This window comes from Chryseosolibacter histidinae, assembly GCF_018598225.1.
Taxonomy (GTDB): Bacteria; Bacteroidota; Bacteroidia; order Cytophagales; family Cyclobacteriaceae; genus Chryseosolibacter; species Chryseosolibacter histidini.
In genome coordinates this window covers 1-21,283 of record NZ_JAHESF010000071.1, presented here as the reverse complement: position 1 = coordinate 21,283, position 21,283 = coordinate 1, and the positions used below count along the sequence as shown (strand labels likewise).

The window sequence follows — 21,283 nt, the reverse complement described above, 5'->3', positions numbered from 1 at the left end:
CTGGTGAGCAGGGCGCTGAGCTCCGTTTTTTTCTTGTCGAGCGGGTCGATCTCTTCCTGCAGCTTTTCGTATTCCTGTTTTTCCTTAAAGCTGGCTTTCCGTTTCTCACCCGAGGCAGGCTTCTGTTCTTTGACGGCTTCGGGCTGCGGCTGCGATTTTGAATCTTTCCGTGCCTCCTCTTCTTCTACCCAATCTCGGTAGTCAGTATAGTTGCCGTTGAACTGCCTGACCTGACCATCACCCTCGAATATAAAAAGCTGGTCTACGAGGTGATCCATAAAATAACGATCGTGCGATACGAGCAGCAGGCAACCCGAGAATTTTTCAAGGAAGTCTTCCAGCACGTTCAGTGTATCGATATCGAAGTCGTTGGTGGGCTCATCGAGGATGAGGAAGTTGGGATTGGTCACCAGCAGCTTGAGCAGCTGAAGCCGTTTCTTCTCACCACCACTCAGCTTGTTCACATAATTGTATTGTTTCTCCGGCGGAAACAGGAAGGTATCCAGGAACTTGGAAGCAGAGACCTGCGAGCCGTCTGACAAAGTGATGAACTCCGCGATGGACTTCACTTCTTCGATAAGCCTGTTGTTGGGATTCAGGCTGATGGCTTCCTGTGTGAAGTATCCGAACTTTGTGGTCACGCCCGGCATCACCTCTCCCCTGTCGGGTTTGATCTTGAGCGTGAGCATATCCAAAAAAGTGGATTTGCCGATACCATTCTTGCCCACAACACCAATGCGGTCGTTCTTCTTGAAGACGTAGGAAAAATTATCCACGATCTTCTGATCGCCGTATGACTTGGAGATCTTTTCCACCTCGAGGATCTTGCCTCCCTGGCGGGCCTCCTTGATATCGAGCTCGAGCTTTTCTTTTCTGAGGTCCTGCGACGCTTTCTCTTTCAGCTCGTAAAATGCCTCGATGCGATACTTGGCTTTGGTGCCCCTTGCCCTGGGTTGCTTGCGCATCCACTCCAGCTCTTTCCGGAGCAGGTTGCGGGCTTTGGTCACTTCGGTGCGCAGCATCTCCTCACGTTCGCTTTTCTTTTCCAGGAAGTAGGCGTAGTTGCCTTTATAACGGAACAGCTGGCCGCGATCGAGCTCGATGATCTCACTGGCAACGTTGTCGAGGAAGTAACGGTCGTGCGTGACCATGATCAGCGTGATGTTCTGTCCTGAGAGGTAGTTCTCCAGCCACTCGATGGCCGAGAGATCGAGGTGGTTGGTGGGCTCATCCATGATGATGAGGTCCGCTTCCTGCAGCAGCAGCTGGGCCAGGAAGATGCGTTTCTTCTGTCCGCCCGAAAGCTCGCCGAATTTTTTATCCATGTCGGGCACGCCGAGCTTGCCGATCACTTCCTGCACTTTGGCTTCGTAGTCCCACGCCTTGAGCTCTTCCATTTTCTCCAGCACGGCCTGCATACGTTCTGCCGGCGTATCGGGATGGTGAAGGCAATCTTCGTATTCTTTAACCACCCGGGCGATCTCGTTGTCGTCGTTGAACAGCACATCCTTCACAGAAAGTGCCGGGTCTACAGCGGGCTGCTGGGTCAGGTAGCCCATGCGCAAGCCCTGGCGCACACTCACTTTACCGTTGTCTGGCTGGATCTCGCCGGTCAGGATCCTTAACAATGTTGATTTTCCTACCCCGTTATTGCCTACGAGGGCGAATTTTTCACCCTGGGAGATGCCCAACGAGATATCTTTAAAGAGCCAGCGGTCATTAAACGTTTTCGAGATCGATTCTGCAGACAGGTAATTCAATTTTTCGAGATTTAGCGGGCAAATGTAGGGAATAGTAGGCAGTAGGCAAAAAACAGTAGGCAGCAGGAAAATCCCGCTCACAAGCGATCGGGGCAGTAGGCAAGATGATCATAGCTCAACGTTTGCATTTGCAATACGGGAGCCTTCGCTCACACATGCCTTCCCACAACTACACCGGTCAGGATATCGGTTTCAGGTGATGGCTTTTTGTCTACCGAACTTGCCTACTGCTCATGCCTACCGCCTACTTTTCAATCATGACCCATCAACACCACAATTGCCCTGGGCACGGTTTTATTTCTCCCGTTTTCATGGACAAAATCAAAAACGGAGATCCCGTCATCTATAAGGAACAACAGGGGACCATCTATGGTAAACCCCGTGAGAGCAAGTACCGCGGCACGTTGTACACCGTAAAGGTAGGAGACGATTACTTCAAAGCGACACCCAGCGAGTTGAAAACGTTAAAAGTTTGAAGTTTCAAGTTAGACGTTGCAAGTTTCAGGTTGGGTAAAAAAGAAAGGCTGTCCTTCGACAGCCATTCCTAAACTTTAAACTTTAAACCTTAAACTTTAAACTTTAAACCTTAAACTTTAAACTTTAAACCTTAAACTATTCCGACCTCAGAACTTTTGCGGGGTTGCTGTTGGCACCTTTCAGGATCTGCAGGCTCACCGTGCAGAGTGCGATCAGGGCCAGCGCGAGGGCGGGTACAACGAACAGGTCCCATCCCACGCCGATCCTGAATGCAAAGCTATCCAGCCATGAGTCGATGCCGAACCAGATCAGTGGAATCGAGATAATGCTGGCAATGAGCACAAGCTTCAGGAACTGCGCCGAGAGCAGCGACATGATGCTGGTGGTAGAAGCACCCAGCACCTTGCGGATGCTGATCTCTTTAAGCTTCTGCGTGGTGGTGAAAGAGGCCAGTCCCCACAAACCGAGGCACGCTATGATAATGGCCAGCACTGCAAACATGCCGAAGATCCGGGCAAACTGCTGATCGTCTTTGTACTGACGATCGAAGAAGTCGTCGAGGAAGAAATAATCGAAGGGATTGTTGGGGAACGTCTCCTTGAACAACGCTTCAACTTTCTTTACCGACTCCTGCAGGCTCGAAGAGGTGCCACTGAGGTGGATCGAAAAATGCCTGCGCGATGCCGTCGATGCCGCCAGCAGGATCGGAGAATGGGCCACCTTTAACGAGTTCCAGTTATAGTTCTTCAAAACGCCCAGGATCGCCACGGTATCATTTCCAAGCAGCATACGTTTCTCCAACGCTTCCTCCGGTGTGCCTAACCCAAACGTTGTAAGCGCCGCCTCGTTCACGATCATCGACTTCATATCGGAAGCCACATCGGGGTTCCATTTTTTTCCAGCCACCAGCTCCATGCCGTAAGTGTCGAGAAAATCTGTATCGACCCAGGTGACATTGCCGCTTTTCTCCGTCTCCACGGGGTCGCCCTCCTTGCGCATGGTAGTGCCCCAGTTGAAACCTCCGCCGGGGATCGTGGCAGAGCTGGCCACATTCTCGACAGCGGGGATCTTTTTAAGCTCGTTCTTGAAACTGATGAGCCTTTCCGTAAGTCCCTCTCGCTCAAATACGGTTGGTCCGTTCACCACCAGCATCTGCTCCATGGTAAATCCTTTATCCTGGCTGCGCATGAACAGGATCTGGCGGTAGATGGCGAACGTTCCGGCGATCAGCACGAGGGATGACACGAACTGGAACACCACCAGCGCCTTGCGAAGCGAAAACCTCTCCCCGCCCTTCTCCACGCTTCCCTTCAGTACAACGGAGGTCCTGAACGACGAAAGCACGAACGCCGGATACGCACCGGACACAACGGATCCGAACAGGAACAGTCCGAAAAGCACCATCCACAGGCGCGGATCGGTGAAGTCGAACACAAAGTTCTTCTCAACGATGCCACCCAGCACCGGCAGCAAAACCACCGCTATCACCAATGCCAGCACAACAGCAATAAAATTCACCACCACCGACTCGAAAATGAACTGTGTGATCAGCTGACTCCTGAATGCACCCACAGCTTTCTTGATACCCACTTCACGCGCCCGCTCCATGGCCCTGGCCGTAGAGAGGTTGATGTAGTTCACCCAGGCAATGGCCAGGATGAAAACAGAGATCACAATAAAGAAATAGATGGTGTTCACACTCATGGTCTCGCTCGATTCAAGCTCGAGACCGGGGCTGAGGTGAATATCTTTGATGGGCTGAAATTTCTGAACGACCTTCACACCTGCCCTCGCATGGGCTTCGCCGCGGTGCTTTTTAATGAAGGCTACGGCTTTGTCTTCAACCGTTTTAACGCTCGTGTTGGGATACAACTCAACGTAGGTGACAAAGTTCTGCCAGCCCCATCCATCGTCCTGCTTGTACTGCTGGCCTTCAAGGAGCTTGTGGATCGGCACCAGGAAGTCGAATGTTAAATGTGAATTGCCGGGCACGTCTTCAAGCACGGCGGTCACCTGGAAATCGCCACTCACCCAACCTCCGGAGATCTGCAGTGTTTTGCCTAACGGATCGCCATCCTTACCAAAATATTTTTTGGCCATGGACCTGGTGATCACGATGGCATCGGGCTTGTCGAGCGCGGTGGCGATATCACCTTCCACGCCTTTAAATGTGAACACATCGAGAAAGGTAGAGTCGACAAATGTGATCCGCTCTTCGCGGAACCTCAGGGGCTCGCCTTGCACATCGCTGTTGCTGATCACGGCGCCGCCATACATGGGATGCGTGCGGATATAAGTTTTTACTTCGGGGATGTCAGCCTGCATGGCAGGGCCTTGCGCATAACCCGAAAGCACACCGGTGCCGGTGAACTCGCCATTGCGGTAGCCGTCCGAGATGGTTCGGTAAATGCGGTCGCCGTTCTCATGAAAATTGTCATAGCTCAGCTGGAAATCCACATATTTCAGGATCACAAGACAAACCGCCACACCGGTGGCCAGTCCGAAGATGTTGATGAAAGAGTAAAGCTTTCGCTTGAAGAGGTTGCGGAAAGCAAGAACGAGGTAGTTTTTAAACATGGCGATAAAGGTTTAAGGTATCTCTCAATAGGACGTATACGGCAACAATAAAGTTTTAAAAAGCATTACCCCATTTCGTGGCATGAATTGATCTTTTTTGTACTTCAGTTGCATTATGATTGTAGTGGAATATGAAACATGTACTGGTGGAACTCGAAAAGGTTACAGGAAGAGTCCACGGTAGACAGTCCACGGTCCACAGCAAAACGCTTCGAAGCCGAAGGGGAACCCCTTTGAGGGTTATTCAGGTGTTGGTTTGTCCCGTCATTCAGAGCGAGGACTGCGGGCAGCATGTGCGGAGCGAGGAATCCCCTTGAAACGAAGTGCGGTTCAAAAGACATGCCTTCGAATTAAGTACGCAGTAATTATCAGGGGATCCTTCGCTCCCGCAATCCACCACTCAACCACCGCTCTGGATGACGGTCTCGGAAGGAAGGGCTAACCATCGAACTATCAACTGGTAAAAAGCGCTACCGGAAAATGTCTGAAGCACTCCGAAAGCCGGAGCCTTCCTTCCGCTTGCATTGTCTCGCCTGTAAATACATTCCTCCAGCTTGAGGGGGCATGTTCCGGGAGGATCAGGTCATCGTCGCCATAAGCGGGTTCCTCTGCGCCTAGCGGGGCCGCGACTACTACCCATCGGCCTTCGTGATGGCGGGCGTAGGCGATCATGGTCGTTTCTTTAGCGGTCGCCTGGAGCGGGATGTAAGTACCGTTTTCAAAGACAATCGGATGGTGCTTCCGGAAATTAAGGGACTTCCAGATCACAAAAAATTTTTCGAGCCCCTCAGCGCTATGATCTTTCAAAAAACCAAACAAGGCATCACTTCCCTCCTGCTCCTTGCTGATAAGCGCGTCGAGGTATTGCTTTCTGCGGGTGTAATCCACGGGGCGACGGTTATCGGGATCGACAAAGCTCAGATCCCAGAGCTCGCATCCCTGGTAGGTATCGGGAATGCCGGGCGCGGTGATCCTGACCAGCGCCTGCACCAACGCCAGCCGGTTGGCACGTCGATTCACTTTTTTCATGAAGGGTATCAGGCTTGTGAGAAAGGCGCTGCCAGGACTCAATATGTTCCTGATGAACGCACCACATGCCGCTTCATATTCTTCATCAGGTTCTCCCCAGTCGCTGTAAACCTTGGCCTCCCGCACCACTTTTACCTGGTAAGCCTGGAGGCGTTCCAGCCATTCCTGAGTCACTTCAAGGTCTTCAGGGAATCCACCGATGATGGCCTGGTAAATATAATACTCGTCGTTTTTGGAAGGCGTGAGATTACCTTTTGTTGTGCGATGGTGAAAGGGCCTGTTCATGTCTAACCATTGAAGCACGAGCTGCTGCCACTGGTCGGGGAATTCACAGAGCACATTGAGCCGCAGCCGCGCATCTTCTCCCCGTTTGGTGTCGTGGGTTGCCGTGGCGTTGAGCGAGAATGGTGTTGCACGCTGACGTTCGGCCATCTTCGCATGAAAGTTGGTAACGCTGATGCCCAGGGTCGAAGGAGCATCGCCCACTTCATCGTGTGAGATCAATGCATTATAAACGTAGAAGGTAGTATCCTCAACGCCTTTGGCCGTGAGCGGTCCCGTGAACTGCATGAGCCGCTTCAAAAAGTCGAGCGCCCGATCGCTCAAGGCAGCATCGTCTAAAGGCTGAGTAAAAATTCGCTGAAGGTATTCCAGCTCGGCCCTGTATGTTTTTCCGTTGGCAAGCGCCTTGTGAAAAGCTTCGTTCATCACCACCACATCATTTCCTTTTAACGGCAACTGCTCGGGGTAGATGCGATATACGGGCAGCGATACCATGAGCAGGCCCAGCGCCGCCCTGATGCGCTCGAACTGACAATTATCAAACAAACCTGCTACCATAAAAAAGCGCACAAGGTTCTCCCACTCGCCCGCCATGTACTGTTCCAGGATGAGCCGTTTGTTGGCCAAAACCAATTCGTGGTAAGCCGGCAGTGATGGCACCAGCTCCCGATAGAAAGTTGCCAGTTGCTTTGCGCCTTTCCGGTTGGTGATGAGCTGGCTTACATGCGAAAGGAACTCGTAACCACTGGTACCTTCCAGGGGCCAATGTGCCGGCATATTCTCTTTGGCCTCGAGGATCTTTTCGGCAATGATGTAGCAGTCTTCACCAAACCGTTTACGCAGGCGCCGGATGTAACCGGACGGATCTTTCAGCCCATCGATATGGTCGATCCTGAATCCCTGCACGATCTCTTTCTCATACAACTGCCCAAGAACCTTGTGGTATTCTTCGAACACGGCATCGTCTTCCATGCGCAGGCAGATGAGCTCGTTCACGGTAAAGAACCTCCGGTAACCAATCATATTCTCCGTGTGCTTCCAGAAAGTGAGTGTGTAATGTTGACTCTCCAGCAAGCGCTGAAGCTTCTGCGGATCACTGTTGACTGTTTCAAGCAGCTCGAGCACGGCAAAATGAGCGGCTTCGTCATTCGAGATCGCCTTGACAAAATCCATCTTGTGTCTATGCCACAGCTCCCGATCGCGCAAAGCTTCCGCTTTCTTCAAAAATTCCTGCCAGCCTTTTACCTTTTGGGAATGAGCAGCGAACAGCACCGGATAAGCGCTCAGCGACAACGGGTATCTTGTCTGAAAATAATCTACCGTGAATCCGGCGTCCGAAAAAGACACTTTGATCTCCCCGTCCGCGATGCATGACTCAAGCTCCTTACCCAGGAACGGAACCTGCAGCTTGCCATTCAGGTGCGCCGAAGGATGATGCCAGTCTATATCGAAATAACGATGGTACGGCGACGCGCTGTGGCGTTCCATCACATCCATCAGGCGCCAGTTCAGCGGGTGGAACGCCATGTGATTGGGCACAATATCCTGCAGCCACGACATATTTTTTTCCTTCAACCTGGCAGATATACGCATCAGCTGTTCCAGCGTGCCGATCTCAGGATTGATCACATGGGGATCGGTAACATCATACCCATGCATGCTGCCGGGAACGGCCGTAACAATGGGGGCCGCATAGATGGTGGTGACCCCTAAATCATGAAGGTAGTCGATGATATTCTCCAGGTCTGAAAGCGTAAAATCTTTATGAAGCTGAACGCGGTATGTGGAAGTGGGTATATGCATAGATCAAAACTCGAATATGACGGCGGATTGTGCTTGAATGGTGAAGGGCTTGCCTTTGTCTGTTCCGGATGACTCTTCAGACGTGCCATTCCATTGCCGGGAAGCCGAGTCGAAGATCCTGCGGACAGCACGCTCGACCGGGTTGATGAGTGTAACGTTTTGTTTGTTGAAGTTGAAAACGATCAGCAGGCGGTCTGAGCCACAGCGCTTCTCGAACCAGATCACTTTTTCATCGGCCGCGGGCAAAACGATCACAGAGCTCCGCTCCATCGCCTTCATGGCTTTCCTTGTTTTTCTGAAATCGATCAGGAACTGGTAATACGCCAGCATCAAGGCAGCGTCACGGTCATGTTCATGGTTCCACGACAGCACACATTTCCGGAAGGTTTCTTCTGCCTGCGGATCGGGTGCTTCGCCTTCGAGGTTGAAATACGCAAATTCTTTTTTGCGTCCCGCGCGAACCTGTTCTACAAGCTCCTTGTCTGTGTGACTGATAAAATACTGGAACGGGTTCTTCTCACCATACTCCTCTCCCATGAACAGCAAAGGCACATGTGGTGATAAAAGGCACACGGCGGCCACCAGCTTCAACGCTTCGAAAGAGAGTTGTGCCGTGAGCCGATCGCCCAGGAACCTGTTGCCGACCTGGTCATGGTTCTGTGCAAAAACAACGAACTGGCTATAAGCAGTATCCAGCGGCACCACGCCGAAATTGCGTTTCCGGTGCACGGAATACTGCCCTGTATAAACGTATGAGTTGCGTAATGAGCAGGCAAGGTGCGAGGCTTCACCGAAGTCTTCGTAGTAGCCGTTGGTCTCGCCCGTTACCAGGGCATGAAGCGCATGGTGATATTCATCGATCCATTGACCGTCGAGGCCGTAACCTCCTTTGGACGGCGGCCTGATATATCTTGGATTGTTGAGATCGAATTCTGCGATGAGCACCTTTTTTCTTCCTGTGTGCGTTTCGAGGGCGCGAACTTTGGCGTTCAGCTCTTCTATAAAATGACGGGCGCTGAAATCCCAGATAGCGTGCACCGCATCAAGGCGAAGGCCGTCGATGTGAAAGTCGTTGAGCCACATGAGGGCATTCTGAAAGTAATACTGACGCACGCCATCGCACCAGGCATCGTCGTAATTGATGGCGCTTCCCCAGAAGGTTTTGTACTTGTCTGTGAAATAAGGTCCGTATTCCGCAAAGTAATTTCCCTCGGGACCAAGATGATTGTATACCACATCCAGGATGATGGCGATGCCCTGCTTGTGTGCTTCATCCACAAGCCGCTTCAGTCCCGTAACACCACCATAAGAATGCTGCACAGCAAAGGGATACACACCGTCGTATCCCCAGTTGCGGGTACCTGGAAACTGCGCTACGGGCATAAGCTCGATGGCATTCACACCCAATGCCTGAAGGTAAGGCAGCTTTTCGACCACACCTTCGAAGGTGCCTTTCGCGGTAAAAGTGCCCACGTGCAGCTCGTAGATCACCATGTCGCCAAGCGCGATGCCTTTCCATGACAGGTCGGTCCAGCGAAAAGAACGGTCGGTTACAACGGAGGGGCCATGCACACCTTGTGGTTGACTCATCGAAGCGGGATCAGGAAGCGTTTTCTCTTTATCGACACGAAACAGGTAAGGCGTGCCTGCCGGTACATCGTTCAGCCGTTTCCGCCAGTAGCCACGATGGTCTTTCTCCATCGGAAATAATTTATCGCCCAGCACCACATCCATGTGCTTGCGTTCGGGGGCCCATACAATAAAGGATGCAGCGTTGTTGCTTTCACAGAATGCACCAACATCGGGGTACTGATAGTTCATGGGTAATTTTTTCGCAGGCCTTGTTGCCTGCCCGTCAGAGGTTTCTATTGCCGGTGAACGAGGTTAAAAAAATGTGCCGCAAAAGTGGTTGCCGGTTGCCAGTTACCGGTTGCCGGTTTCATGTAGGTACACTTCACTGCTGTCTTTCAATTCACTGAATAAACATCCGAATGGTATGTTAACACTAACTAAACCGGCAACCGGCGACCGGCAACTGGTAACAAGTTTAATAACTGAAACAGACTCACCCGGGTACAACTTTTATTGTGAGAACATAACAACTCCATTCACTATTATGAACACCACAGAACAACCCATTGAGAACCGGCACCTGGTGCTATGCTTTCAAGTGCATCAGCCCAGGCGACTTAAGAAGTTAACAGCCGCTGATCCGGCGATAGAGACCTCATGGATCGACGAGAAACTGGACCAGTCCATTATGGAGCGGGTGGCGAGGGAGTGTTACATCCCGGCCAATAAGCTTCTGCTCAAGCTCATCGAACAGCATCCGCAGATCAGGATCGCATTTTCAATTTCAGGTACCGCCATCGAACAGATGGAAGCGTATGCGCCTGAAGCGCTGGCAAGCTTCCGTGCACTGGCGGAGACGGGATCTGTGGATTTTTTATCGGAGACCTATCATCATTCGCTGGCATTTCTGATGGACAGTGAAGAATTCGAGATCCAGATCCTGGAGCACGCCGAAAAAATGGTCGAACATTTTGGTGTCCGTCCAAGCGTTTTCCGCAACACCAACCTCGTCTACAATGATGACATTGGCAGACGTATCGCGATGATGGGATTCCGCGGTGTGCTGACGGAAGGGAACGTGGCTTCGCTCAGAACGTGTCCGCATCATTTGTATGAGCACCGCGATCACAATGGACTGAAGATCCTCATGCGCAACCAAAGCCTGAGCGACGATATCGCTTTCAGGGTGGCGCTGAGCGGATGGAATCTCACCGCGGAGAAATACATGTCGTGGCTTGAAGCGATGCCCGAAGACGAGAAGCTGGTGACGATCGCCATCGACTATGAGACGTTCGGCGAGCACCACAAGGCAGACACCCGGATCTTCCATTTCCTGGAGCACCTGATGTTGTTGATCGCCATCGAGAACAGCTATGAGATGTCTACGCCTGCAGAAGTGATCCAGTACAAGCCTACGCGCGCACTTTCCATTCCCGACTATGTGGCGGTGGCAGGTTGTGATCTTTCCGATTGGGTTGGCAACGAAAGGCAACGCGAGGCGCTGGCGGCATTGATCGCGCTTGAAGCCGGGGTGAAAGGGAAGAACGACCCTGCCCTGCTCAGGTTGTGGCGATGCCTTCAGGCCAGCGATCATTTTTATTATATGTCAGAAAAGGCAGACCACGCCATTCATCTTTCTCCCTATGCGTCGTCGCAGGATGCATACGATCAGTACATGACCGTGATCCACAGCCTGCAGCGCAGCATTCATGCCGGCGAGCACGCGCCAACCGATGCAGAGAAGATCAATGAAGCCGTAGAAGCCGAACGAAGAAGCATCAATGCACCACTCTGGGCGCTGAACATCGACTCCCGGAATGGTTATACCAGTTAACATTATTCACGATCTAATTTTTTAACACTGCTTGAACACAAAAACATATCCCGGCAGCCCGTATCCGCTGGGAGCCACCTGGAACGAAGAAGGAGTGAACTTTGCACTTTTTGCCGACAACGCAACAGGCGTTGATCTCTGTCTTTTCAACACTCCGCAAGACACCAAAGAATCTGTTACCATCAAGATCAAGGAACGCTCACACCACGTGTGGCATGTTTTCCTTCCCGATGCAAAACCCGGGCAGCTGTACGGGTACCGGGTCCATGGACCTTATACACCGGAAGAAGGACACCGCTACAATCCCAGCAAGCTGCTGATCGATCCCTATGCGAAGGCCATCGCCGGAACCATCGCCTGGAACGACGCGCTTTTTGGTTACGAGATCGGAAACCCCGATGAAGACCTGAGTCAGAGCACCCTGGACAGTGCCCCATTTCTTCCCAAATGTGTAGTAATTAATGACCAATTTGACTGGGAAGGAGACAAACCTCCCAAGATCCCCTATCACCGATCCGTGATCTATGAGGCGCATGTAAAAGGTTTTACGATGATGCATCCTGATATTCCCGAAAACATCAGGGGAACGTATGCTGGCCTCTCCCATCCTGTCACCATCAACTACCTGAAATCGCTCGGCATCACGGCCATCGAACTGATGCCTGTTCACCATTTCGTGTCTGACCGGCACCTGCGCGAAAAAGGATTGTCCAATTATTGGGGATACAACACCATCGGCTTCTTTGCCCCCGACGCGCGCTACGCCAGCAGCGGTGTAACAGGAGAGCAGGTGACGGAGTTCAAGAACATGGTCAAGGAGATGCACAAGGCAGGCATCGAAGTGATCCTCGATGTGGTCTACAATCATACAGCCGAAGGCAACCACATGGGCCCTACGCTCTCCTTCAGGGGCATCGACAATGCCGCCTACTACCGGCTGATGGAAGACAAACGATACTATAACGATTACACCGGCACCGGCAACACCCTGAACGCCAACCTTCCGAACGTATTGCGCCTGATGATGGACAGCTTGCGATATTGGATCCTGAACATGCACGTGGATGGATTTCGCTTCGACCTTGCGGCAACCCTTGCACGCGAGCTTCATGAGGTAGACAGGCTGAGCGCTTTCTTCGACATTATTCACCAGGACCCGGTGATCTCGCAGGTCAAGCTCATTGCAGAACCGTGGGACATCGGCGAAGGCGGATACCAGGTAGGAAAGTTTCCGCCGGGCTGGGCGGAATGGAACGGCAAGTACCGCGACTGCATGCGCGATTTCTGGCGCGGTGCCGAAAGCATGCTCGGCGAGTTCGGGCTTCGTATTACGGGAAGCCCCGACCTCTATGCCGGCGACTATCGCAGGCCCACCGCCAGCATCAATTTCATCACGGCTCATGATGGTTTCACCCTCCACGACCTGGTCTCCTATAATGAAAAACATAACGAGGCCAACGGCGAAGACAATAAAGACGGAGAAAGCCATAACCGCTCGTGGAACTGTGGCGTGGAAGGTGATACCGACGATGCTGCCATACTGGCCTTGCGCAAGCAACAGAAAAAGAACCTGCTCACGACACTTTTTCTCTCGCAGGGCGTGCCCATGCTTCTGGCCGGCGATGAGATGGGTCGCACGCAGAAAGGGAACAACAACGCTTACTGCCAGGACAATGAGATCTCGTGGATCAACTGGGCGCAGACCGATGAAGAACTATTGACCTTCACCCGCAAGCTCATCGAGCTTCGCAGAAGTCACCCGGTATTTTGCCGCCGCCGTTGGTTCCAGGGACAACGCATCAAGGGCACGGGTGTTGAAGATATCACATGGTTTCTGCCCGATGCCTCCGAGATGACAGAAGAGCACTGGAACAACGACTTCGCAAAGTCACTGGGCATCTTTCTCAGCGGCCTTGGCATTCATTGGGTTGGTCCCAAAGGCGAACGGATCACCGATGATAACTTTTACGTCATCTTCAATGCACATCACGAGCCGCTTGAATATAAGCTGCCACCTGCCAAGTACAGCAAGTGCTGGACGGTCATCCTCGATACCAGCAACGGCGTGGAAGAATCGAACGAGCAGCTCGAAGCCGGCAGTACTGTTACCGCCAAAGGTCGGTCAGTAATAGTACTGCATTGCCCGGTTGCCGCTAAACCTCATTAACGCATGCCTCACGGAAAACGCACTGCCGGAATATTGCTCCATATCAGCTCGCTGCCTTCATCATTCGGCATTGGAGACCTTGGACCCGAAGCCCTGACCTTCGCCGAGTTCCTCTACAGGAGCCGGCAACACTACTGGCAGATACTACCGCTTACACCCGTGCACCGGCAGCAGGGATTTTCGCCCTACAGCTCCGTCTCAGGCATAGCCGGCAATACGCTGCTGATCAGTCCCGAGCTGCTGGTAGCGGAAGGATTGCTGACAGCCGAAGAGCTGCTTCCGTTCCGGCTTCCGGTAACCGACCAGGTATCGTATGAAGAAGCCTGCGAAGTGAAGCAGAAGCTGTTCGATAAAGCCTATCAGCGTTTCACTTCAAAACCGCAGGAAGCATTCGACCAGTTTTGCAACCGTGAAGCATGGTGGCTGGACGACTTTGCCCTGTATGTGGCGCTGAAGTCCCGCTTCAACGACGATCCCTGGTATTCATGGCCCGATGAATTCAAACACCGGCAGCTCAAAAGCCTGATGAGCTTTACCCTTGAGAACAGGGATGCGCTGATGAAAACGAAATGGCTGCAGTTCGTTTTTTTCAAACAATGGAAGGCCCTCAAAGATTACTGTAACCGGCTCCACATTAACATTCTCGGCGATCTTCCATTTTACATGAGCCACGATTCCGCGGATGTGTGGTCGCAGCCCGGCATCTTCAAGCTGAAGAAGAACGGCTCGATGAATGGCGTGGCCGGGGTACCTCCTGATTACTTTAATGAGAACGGCCAGCGCTGGGGAATGCCTGTTTACCGGTGGGATGTGCTGCAGGAACAACGGTATGACTGGTGGATAAAACGGGTCCGCAAAAACCTGGAGCTGGTAGACCTGCTGCGACTCGATCACTTCCGCGCATTTGTGGAGTACTGGGAAGTACCTGCCGGCGAGGAAACTGCTATCAAAGGTAAATGGCGTCCCGGCCCCGGAGCCAATTTTTTCGAAGTGTTGCAACGGGAGCTGGGTGAGCTTCCCCTGGTAGCGGAAGACCTCGGTGACATTGGCGAGAACGTGTATCAGCTCCGCGACCGGTTTGGCTTACCCGGCATGAAAGTGCTGCAATTCGCATTCGGGAAGGACATGCCTCAATCGGATCACATTCCCCACAACTTTACAGAGAACTTCATTGCTTACACCGGCACACACGACAATAACACCACACGCGGGTGGTTCCAGCAGGAGCTGAAACAGGAATGGCGCCGGCAGATCGAGCTTTATACGGGGTTGCCTGTGACAGAAAAGAATGTCAGTCGTTTGATGGCAAGGATCGTATATGCATCGGTTGCCGGCACCGCGATCATCCCTTTACAGGATCTGCTGGGGCTGGATGAGGCAGCGCGTATGAACACACCGGCATCTACCTCCGGTAATTGGGGATGGCGTTTGGTACCGGATGAGCTCACCCAGCGTGAGGAGGAGCTGCTGAAGACATGGACGATACTCTATAACAGGACTGAGCCGGAAGCCGTGAGTCGTGAGCAGGTTATTTGATCATAGAGCGTGGTTACGACCCAAAGATTGCATCCCCCGATCTAGATTACCTATGGCACGTGGAAATACAAAATACAAAATAGCCATGGGTTGAAACCCATGGCTATTGATATTAAGGCCCTCAGGCCTTTGTTCGCTTCTTCCAAGAAGTGTAATCATAATGCTATCGGTTTCCGATCGGTCTCTATAGACTTACTAAAAGCCTCTGCGGCCCGCAGCATCTTCTCCGCATTCTCCGCGGTTCAAAAAAACTTTGTGGTCTTTTCGTCTCCTTTGCGCGCTTTGCGTGAACCTGCATTCAATTATTCTGCAAATTCAGCGTAAACACAGGCCTTCCTTCTTCCTTGATGAGGCGGTTGGAGAAGCGATTGGAGAAGATGCGGAAAATTCCGTCGGGCACGCTCTTGAGCACGGCGATGAGGCCGGCGTGGATGCTTTCGGCATAGGACACTACTCCTTCTGAGGGGTCATCGGCATCGAGGATGACCACGGAGAATTTCTGCAGGCCCGCAATGGTGGCCATCTTCGTAAAGTACTCGTTCAGGATGAGGTTGGCATCTTTCACGCGGTCGCGCACGTGAACGAGGTGGATATGCGAGTCGAAGCACTCGGCAATGGTCTTCAGTTGGGCCAACCCATGGGCCACCTGATTATCGGTGATCACTTCAACGGCGGCAACGATGTTGGCAAAATCGTCGATCGAGAAACCATCCCGTACAGACAACACGGGGCACGGGGAGATCCTGATCACCTGTTGGGTATGATTGCCAATAAAGGCTTCCTTCACGGTCTCTTCGCCCGAGGTGCCCATTACCACCAGGTCTATGTTCTCCTGACTCAGGTAGGCATCGAGCCCCGTTCTGAACTTGTCGTCGATCACGGCAAATTCGATCGGAACATTGGCACTTGCGTACTTGACGGCGAGCCCTTCCAGGTGTTCTTTTTTGGATTGAAGCAATTCAAGGGTAAAGATATTCTCCTCTTCATCGGCGCTCAGGTCCACCTCCCCTGTTGAGGTGAAGGTCTTGCCGAGCGGATGCCGTGTAAAGTTAATGAGGCTGATCGATGCATCGCACCGTTTTGCAATTTCTACCGCCAACTTCAAACCGAGTTCGGCGATATCAGTAAGGTCAGTGGGTACCAGTATCTTTTTCATAATTTGTATGTCACCGGTATCTCCATAAAACTCACGCCCCCTAAAAGTGATGGTGAAGCAGGCTGATTTGAGGCGGCGATTCTACAAACGAACGGGTGACATTGGCGGGATAAGGCCGCCGGGAGGAAATAAAAAAAGCCCCTGAAGATCTTCAGGGGCTTGTACCGAAAGTGATGATCTATTACTTCGCTAACCTTACGTTAACGGCATTTAAACCTTTCTTTCCTTCTTTCAGTTCAAAAGTTACCTCATCCTTTTCCTGGATGGTGTCAACCAGAAGTCCTGATACATGGACGAAATACTCTTGTCCTGTTGCTGTCTCCTTCACAAAACCGAATCCTTTGGTTTCGTTGAAGAATTTTACTGTTCCTACTTTCATTTGTTGTAATTAAATAATTTTCAAAGATACGGCTATTAACTGCCTAAACAAATACCCCCCGGTAAAAATCATTCCATATGGCCGGCAACCTTACCCCTACCCCTATCCTTTTAAAGGAGAGGGGCGGGTGAGGGGAAATTCGTATCTTCGGCCTCATTCAAACCTAAAATCACAACAGAATATGAAAAGAAAAGCAACGGCCGTCTGGAAAGGCTCAGGCAAAGAAGGCAATGGCGTACTCAGCACACAAAGCACCGTATTGAACAAAACCCAATATTCGTTCAATTCCCGTTTTGCCGAAGGGGTCGGCACTAATCCCGAAGAACTGGTTGCCGCGGCGCATGCGGGCTGCTTTGCCATGAAACTGAGCTTTGTGCTGGGCGAGGCTGGCTTTAAACCCGATGAGCTTAATGTAGATTGTACCATAACCCTCGATCCCGCGGCCGGTGCCATTAGCCAGTCCCAGCTTGTGCTCACTGCCAAGGTTCCGGGCATCACCCCTGAAAAGTTCCAGGCCTGTGCCGATGACGCTAAAAAGAACTGCCCCATCTCCAAACTGCTGAACACGAACATTACGCTCGAAGCGCAACTCGGTTAGAGCCAGTAGGCAGTAGGCAATCCCGATAGCCATCGGGACCGATCGCAGGCGATCGGGGCAGTAGGCAAAAGTACTCTTCCGATCAGAAGGAACATCTTGGACATCCTTGACTCACTTTGCCTATTGCCCATTTGTCTACTGCCTACTTTTCCGACTGTCTACTATTTTTCCCCTCGTCTGCTCAAAACATCCCCTGCATTTTCGTATCTTCATCATCCTTTATAAAAAGTAACTGCGCTGTAGATGCGATTCTACATTTCCGCCTGTTCTACATCCGGGATTCCACCGTATCTGCAGGCTTATAGCGTTACAACACTTTGTTGTTTGGTTTTATTGCGATAACAGGTGTTGTTAAACTGAAAGAGCCCTCTGCTCGTAGCCACCTCGAGGTGGATTCCTGTTCTTAAATGATGATAAGCTTTTGGTAACGTTGCTGTGCACCGGCACGGCACGGAATTTTTATCATTCGTAAGCTCAACGGTATTCAAAGCGGCTGTAATGATGAAAGCAGTGATGCATTCATTTCAATGATAAATAAATACCATGTTAAAACTTATACCCGACACTAACCTGTTTGTTGCATGAAAGTACTGATGTTTGGATGGGAGTTCCCGCCCCATATTTCCGGAGGACTAGGTACAGCATGCCATGGGCTAACGAACTCTCTCAGTAAAGAAAATATTGATGTACTTTTTGTCGTCCCCAAACTTCACGGGGGCGAATCAGCAGACCGCACAGACTTTATCAGCGCCAGCCGCGTACCCATTTCTGTCTCTGGCAGCGTTGAACAATATATCTCCGCCGGCAGGGTAAACCCCGATGTGCGCACGCCACTCTATCAGGTAATCCGCCAGCAAACCGGTGTTGAGCAGATCGAAGTACCTTCTTCACTTTCTGCCTACCGCGCGCCCTCATTTGAAGAAACATCTTCCACGGTGTCGCACTGGAACTATCAGTTCGCCGATACCGAAGTAGAAGTTGCAACACGCCGCGAGCCGCAGAGCAGTACCAACCCCGTTGAAGAACGACAAATAACAGAACAGGAGCTTCCATCGCACGCCGCGTATCAGTTCTCAGGATCATACGGCACAAACCTGCTGGAAGAAGTCAGGCGTTATGCACAAGTGGGTGCCGAGATCGCAAGCAAATTCGACTTCGATGTGATCCACGCGCACGACTGGATGACCTACCTTGCCGGGATCGCCGCCAAAAAAGTAAGTGGCAAACCTTTGTTCGTGCATGTTCATGCTACCGAGTACGACCGCTCCGGAGAGCAGGTGGATCAGCGGGTACATGCCATCGAGCACCAGGGCATGGCGGAAGCAGACTGTGTGATCGCCGTCAGCAACTGGACCAAAGAGATCGTGGTGTCGCGTTACCGTCAGCCTGCTGAAAAGGTGAAGGTTGTTCACAATGGCATCATCCCCAAGGCCGCAACTGAAAAGATGTTCACACCTCCCCCGGTGGGCTCGCACATTGTGACATTCCTGGGAAGGATCACCCATCAGAAAGGTCCGCTGTATTTTGTAGAGGCCGCCAGAAGGGTGTTGGAAAGAATACCCGATGCTCATTTTGTGATCGCGGGATCGGGCGACCAGATGCCGCTCATGATCGAACGCATCGCCCAGCTGAGAATGTCATCGCATTTTCACTTCACCGGTTTCCTCAAAGGAAAGGACATCGAACGGGTGTGGGCCATGTCGAACGTCTATGTGATGCCCTCCGTATCAGAACCTTTCGGCATCGCACCACTGGAAGCGATCCAGGCCGGCGTGCCCGTGATCATTTCCAAACAATCAGGCGTTGCAGAAGTTATGCCACACGCCATCAAGGTCGATTTCTGGAACAGCCAGGAACTGGCCGCTGCCATCTGCAGCATGCTGAAATATAAAAGTCTTTCAAAAACCCTTACCAGGAACAGCGCCGAAGAGATCGCTGACATCACCTGGGACAGAGCCGCTAAGAAATTAACCCAGCTATATTATGAACTCACTTCCCAACACTGCGCCTAGAAGGAACCTTGTGCTGTATTTTCAAGTGCATCAGCCCCAAAGGCTGAGCAACATGCGCTTTTTCGACATCGGGTCAGGCAACACCTGCTTCGATGAAGAAGGAAACCGGAATATCGTACAACGTATAGCCCGAGAATGTTATCTGCCTGCTAACGACATACTCCTGAAGATGATCCGGAAACATCCCAACATCCGGGTTGCATTTTCACTGTCAGGTGTGATCATCGATCAGTTCGATGATTATGCACCCGAAGTGCTCGACAGCTTCAGGGCGCTGGCAGCCACCGGGGCAGTAGAGTTCCTCTCGGAGACCTGCTATCATTCGCTGGCCTGCATGATGCCGGGTAAAGAGTTCGAAGAGCAAGTGCTCAGTCACGCCGAAAAAGTATATGAGCACTTCGGCGTACGTCCCACCGTTTTCAGAAACACCGAGCTCATCTACAACGACGAGATCGGGCGTAGGGTAAGCAGGCTGGGCTTCCTGGGAATCATGGCCGATGGCGTTGAAAAAGTGCTGGGTGACAGAAGCCCGAACCATGTATTCCATCATCCCGACCAGGAACTGAAGATATTGTTAAGGAACTACCGCCTGAGCGACGACATCGCCTTCCGGTTCATGGAAGGCGGCAAACCCCTCACCGCCGAGAAATATGTTTCGTGGCTCAACGCGCTTCCGCACGAAGACCAGGTGGTGAACCTTGCCATGGACTACGAGACCTTCGGCGAGCACCACAAGAAGGAAACGGGCATCTTCAAATTCATGGAAGACCTGCTTTCACGCCTGGCGAAGTCACGGTCATTCGAGATGACAACACCATCGCAGGTGATCCGCGTTACAGAATCACATAGCGTTCTCAACGTTCCGCACCTGATCTCGTGGGCAGACCAGGAACGCGATCTCTCGGCATGGCTGGGCAACGACATGCAGCGCGATGCCTTCGACACCCTGGCAGGTCTTGAATGCGACATCAAGAATATCGACGATAACGAGACGATCGCACAATGGAGGAACCTCCAAACCAGCGATCATTTCTATTATATGTCAACCAAAAAAGGCAGCGATGGCATGGTTCACTCGTACTTCAGCCCTTACGCCTCGCCCTATGAAGCATTCATCAACTACATGAATGTGCTGACGGATTTTTCGATGCGCGTGCAGATCCTCAAGGCCGGCAAGATCGACCACAGCGTGTCTGTGAAAATGGCGATCGACCAATGGCCCCAATCGATGGGATCGAGGATGACAATGATGGCGACACATTAGCGAGCTTCGGTTTTTTAGCTGCGAGCTGCGAGACGGTAGCGCCTCTCGAAGCTCGTAGCTCACAGCTTATGGCTTTCCTGGTACGCTGCTCAATGTCCGGATCTCTTTCAGCAGTGGCACGAATGCACTGTGGGGGTTTTCGTCATCATAGCCGTGGGTCACAGAAGTGCCATCGGCCAGGTGGATGGTGATGGTTGAATGCATGGCGGCGTCATGAGCGCGTTTCATGGTAGGTGATGGCAGATCGTGCAATTCCTTAACAGGACGGATCCTGATAATTTCAACAAGCCGGGTCCACTCCTTCTCTGACATTTTCTTTGAAAAATCCTTTACGGCCTTCTCTCCCATTCTATTCTCGGTAAAAACATGCAAGCTGTCTGGCGTGATCCGGATGTGTTCCTCATATCCCCGCGATACCTTGCTCAGCTCAACCTCGCGGACCTCCGCGGCAGATTGTGCGAATACGAGGCAAGGGATTATTAATAAAATGATGATGATGTATTTCATGCCCTTCTTCGAAACAAATACAATACCATGATTATGAAGCGTGCGTTACGTGCCAAAACATGCATCACGATCAAAATTTCCTCTGGCACGTTGAAATGCCGCAAAACACAATAACCCCGGGATAAATCCCGGGGCCATCGATATTAAGGCCTTTCAGGCCTTTAGATACCAGCGCCAATGAATGCCGGAGCCCCCCTCAATTCAACATGCGCAAACATTCGACACCTGGTCCCCCTCCTTACTCCTTACTCCTTACTTCTTACTCCTTACTCCTTACTCCTTTTTCTCATACCCATCTGCCCCAGCCGACGCCGTGGGCTGGGTACTGCG

The 21,283-nt window shown here is 51.8% G+C and carries 14 protein-coding genes; 7 read left to right on the top strand and 7 right to left on the bottom strand.

The annotated features are described in order from the left end of the window. Nucleotides 1–1,760: ABC-F family ATP-binding cassette domain-containing protein (locus tag KK083_RS31340; protein ID WP_254170111.1), on the bottom strand; the 1,760-nt coding region annotated here is incomplete at its 3' end. Between the two features lie 311 nt (nucleotides 1,761–2,071). On the opposite strand from KK083_RS31340, the gene KK083_RS31335 reads away from it, so the two are divergent. Further along, nucleotides 2,072–2,236: a hypothetical protein gene (locus KK083_RS31335; protein WP_254170110.1), complete on the top strand. Its 165-nt coding sequence runs from the start codon at nucleotides 2,072–2,074 to the stop codon at nucleotides 2,234–2,236. Between the two features lie 136 nt (nucleotides 2,237–2,372). Here the strand turns inward: KK083_RS31335 and KK083_RS31330 are convergent, their stop codons facing one another. The 3 genes from KK083_RS31330 to treZ all read right to left on the bottom strand — a co-directional run bounded on the left by KK083_RS31330 (nucleotide 2,373) and on the right by treZ (nucleotide 9,749). Then, nucleotides 2,373–4,814 (bottom strand): ABC transporter permease, encoded by a 2,442-nt coding sequence (locus tag KK083_RS31330; protein ID WP_254170109.1) that lies wholly within the window; start codon nucleotides 4,812–4,814, stop codon nucleotides 2,373–2,375. Between the two features lie 453 nt (nucleotides 4,815–5,267). Further along, a complete protein-coding gene (gene treY, locus KK083_RS31325; protein WP_254170108.1) occupies nucleotides 5,268–7,928 on the bottom strand; it encodes a malto-oligosyltrehalose synthase in 2,661 nt (886 codons plus the stop codon). A gap of 3 nt (nucleotides 7,929–7,931) precedes the next feature. Continuing rightward, complete coding sequence (gene treZ, locus KK083_RS31320) at nucleotides 7,932–9,749, bottom strand: malto-oligosyltrehalose trehalohydrolase (RefSeq protein ID WP_254170107.1); 1,818 nt, start codon at nucleotides 9,747–9,749, stop codon at nucleotides 7,932–7,934. A gap of 295 nt (nucleotides 9,750–10,044) precedes the next feature. On the opposite strand from treZ, the gene KK083_RS31315 reads away from it, so the two are divergent. Genes KK083_RS31315 through malQ form a run of 3 tightly spaced genes read left to right on the top strand, consistent with a single transcriptional unit; the run spans nucleotide 10,045 to nucleotide 15,037 of the window. Further along, nucleotides 10,045–11,334 (top strand): glycoside hydrolase family 57 protein, encoded by a 1,290-nt coding sequence (locus KK083_RS31315; protein ID WP_254170106.1) that lies wholly within the window; start codon nucleotides 10,045–10,047, stop codon nucleotides 11,332–11,334. Nucleotides 11,335–11,365: 31 nt separating this feature from the next. Beyond that, nucleotides 11,366–13,501: a glycogen debranching protein GlgX gene (gene glgX, locus KK083_RS31310; RefSeq protein ID WP_254170105.1), complete on the top strand. Its 2,136-nt coding sequence runs from the start codon at nucleotides 11,366–11,368 to the stop codon at nucleotides 13,499–13,501. Nucleotides 13,502–13,504: 3 nt separating this feature from the next. After that, complete coding sequence (malQ, locus tag KK083_RS31305) at nucleotides 13,505–15,037, top strand: 4-alpha-glucanotransferase (protein ID WP_254170104.1); 1,533 nt, start codon at nucleotides 13,505–13,507, stop codon at nucleotides 15,035–15,037. A gap of 298 nt (nucleotides 15,038–15,335) precedes the next feature. Here malQ and KK083_RS31300 read toward each other — a convergent pair whose 3' ends face one another. Continuing rightward, nucleotides 15,336–16,193 carry a universal stress protein gene (locus KK083_RS31300; protein ID WP_254170103.1) on the bottom strand — a complete coding sequence of 286 codons (858 nt, stop codon included), beginning with the start codon at nucleotides 16,191–16,193 and terminating at the stop codon, nucleotides 15,336–15,338. A 181-nt stretch (nucleotides 16,194–16,374) separates the two neighbouring features. After that, entirely contained in the window at nucleotides 16,375–16,572 is a 198-nt protein-coding gene (locus KK083_RS31295; RefSeq protein ID WP_254170102.1) for a cold-shock protein, read from the bottom strand. 181 nt (nucleotides 16,573–16,753) lie between these two features. On the opposite strand from KK083_RS31295, the gene KK083_RS31290 reads away from it, so the two are divergent. The 3 genes from KK083_RS31290 (at nucleotide 16,754) to KK083_RS31280 (ending at nucleotide 20,446) form a co-directional block, all read left to right on the top strand. Beyond that, nucleotides 16,754–17,170, top strand: coding sequence for an OsmC family protein (locus KK083_RS31290; protein ID WP_254170101.1), 417 nt, complete (start codon nucleotides 16,754–16,756; stop codon nucleotides 17,168–17,170). Between the two features lie 581 nt (nucleotides 17,171–17,751). Continuing rightward, a complete protein-coding gene (locus KK083_RS31285; protein ID WP_254170100.1) occupies nucleotides 17,752–19,182 on the top strand; it encodes a glycosyltransferase family 4 protein in 1,431 nt (476 codons plus the stop codon). Continuing rightward, a complete protein-coding gene (locus tag KK083_RS31280) occupies nucleotides 19,154–20,446 on the top strand; it encodes a glycoside hydrolase family 57 protein (protein ID WP_254170099.1) in 1,293 nt (430 codons plus the stop codon). Before KK083_RS31285 ends, KK083_RS31280 begins: the two co-directional genes overlap by 29 nt. A 66-nt stretch (nucleotides 20,447–20,512) precedes the next feature. Here the strand turns inward: KK083_RS31280 and KK083_RS31275 are convergent, their stop codons facing one another. Beyond that, complete coding sequence (locus KK083_RS31275; protein WP_254170098.1) at nucleotides 20,513–20,953, bottom strand: hypothetical protein; 441 nt, start codon at nucleotides 20,951–20,953, stop codon at nucleotides 20,513–20,515. Nucleotides 20,954–21,283 lie beyond the last annotated feature (330 nt).

What these genes read in the sequence shown, in the direction of transcription:
- KK083_RS31335 (WP_254170110.1), top strand. Translation starts at nt 2,072, where the DNA reads ATGGACAAAATCAAAAACGGAGATCCCGTCATCTATAAGGAACAACAG.
- KK083_RS31330 (WP_254170109.1), bottom strand. Translation starts at nt 4,814, where the DNA reads ATGTTTAAAAACTACCTCGTTCTTGCTTTCCGCAACCTCTTCAAGCGA.
- treY (WP_254170108.1), bottom strand. Translation starts at nt 7,928, where the DNA reads ATGCATATACCCACTTCCACATACCGCGTTCAGCTTCATAAAGATTTT.
- treZ (WP_254170107.1), bottom strand. Translation starts at nt 9,749, where the DNA reads ATGAACTATCAGTACCCCGATGTTGGTGCATTCTGTGAAAGCAACAAC.
- KK083_RS31315 (WP_254170106.1), top strand. Translation starts at nt 10,045, where the DNA reads ATGAACACCACAGAACAACCCATTGAGAACCGGCACCTGGTGCTATGC.
- malQ (WP_254170104.1), top strand. Translation starts at nt 13,505, where the DNA reads ATGCCTCACGGAAAACGCACTGCCGGAATATTGCTCCATATCAGCTCG.
- KK083_RS31300 (WP_254170103.1), bottom strand. Translation starts at nt 16,193, where the DNA reads ATGAAAAAGATACTGGTACCCACTGACCTTACTGATATCGCCGAACTC.
- KK083_RS31295 (WP_254170102.1), bottom strand. Translation starts at nt 16,572, where the DNA reads ATGAAAGTAGGAACAGTAAAATTCTTCAACGAAACCAAAGGATTCGGT.
- KK083_RS31290 (WP_254170101.1), top strand. Translation starts at nt 16,754, where the DNA reads ATGAAAAGAAAAGCAACGGCCGTCTGGAAAGGCTCAGGCAAAGAAGGC.
- KK083_RS31285 (WP_254170100.1), top strand. Translation starts at nt 17,752, where the DNA reads ATGAAAGTACTGATGTTTGGATGGGAGTTCCCGCCCCATATTTCCGGA.
- KK083_RS31280 (WP_254170099.1), top strand. Translation starts at nt 19,154, where the DNA reads ATGAACTCACTTCCCAACACTGCGCCTAGAAGGAACCTTGTGCTGTAT.
- KK083_RS31275 (WP_254170098.1), bottom strand. Translation starts at nt 20,953, where the DNA reads ATGAAATACATCATCATCATTTTATTAATAATCCCTTGCCTCGTATTC.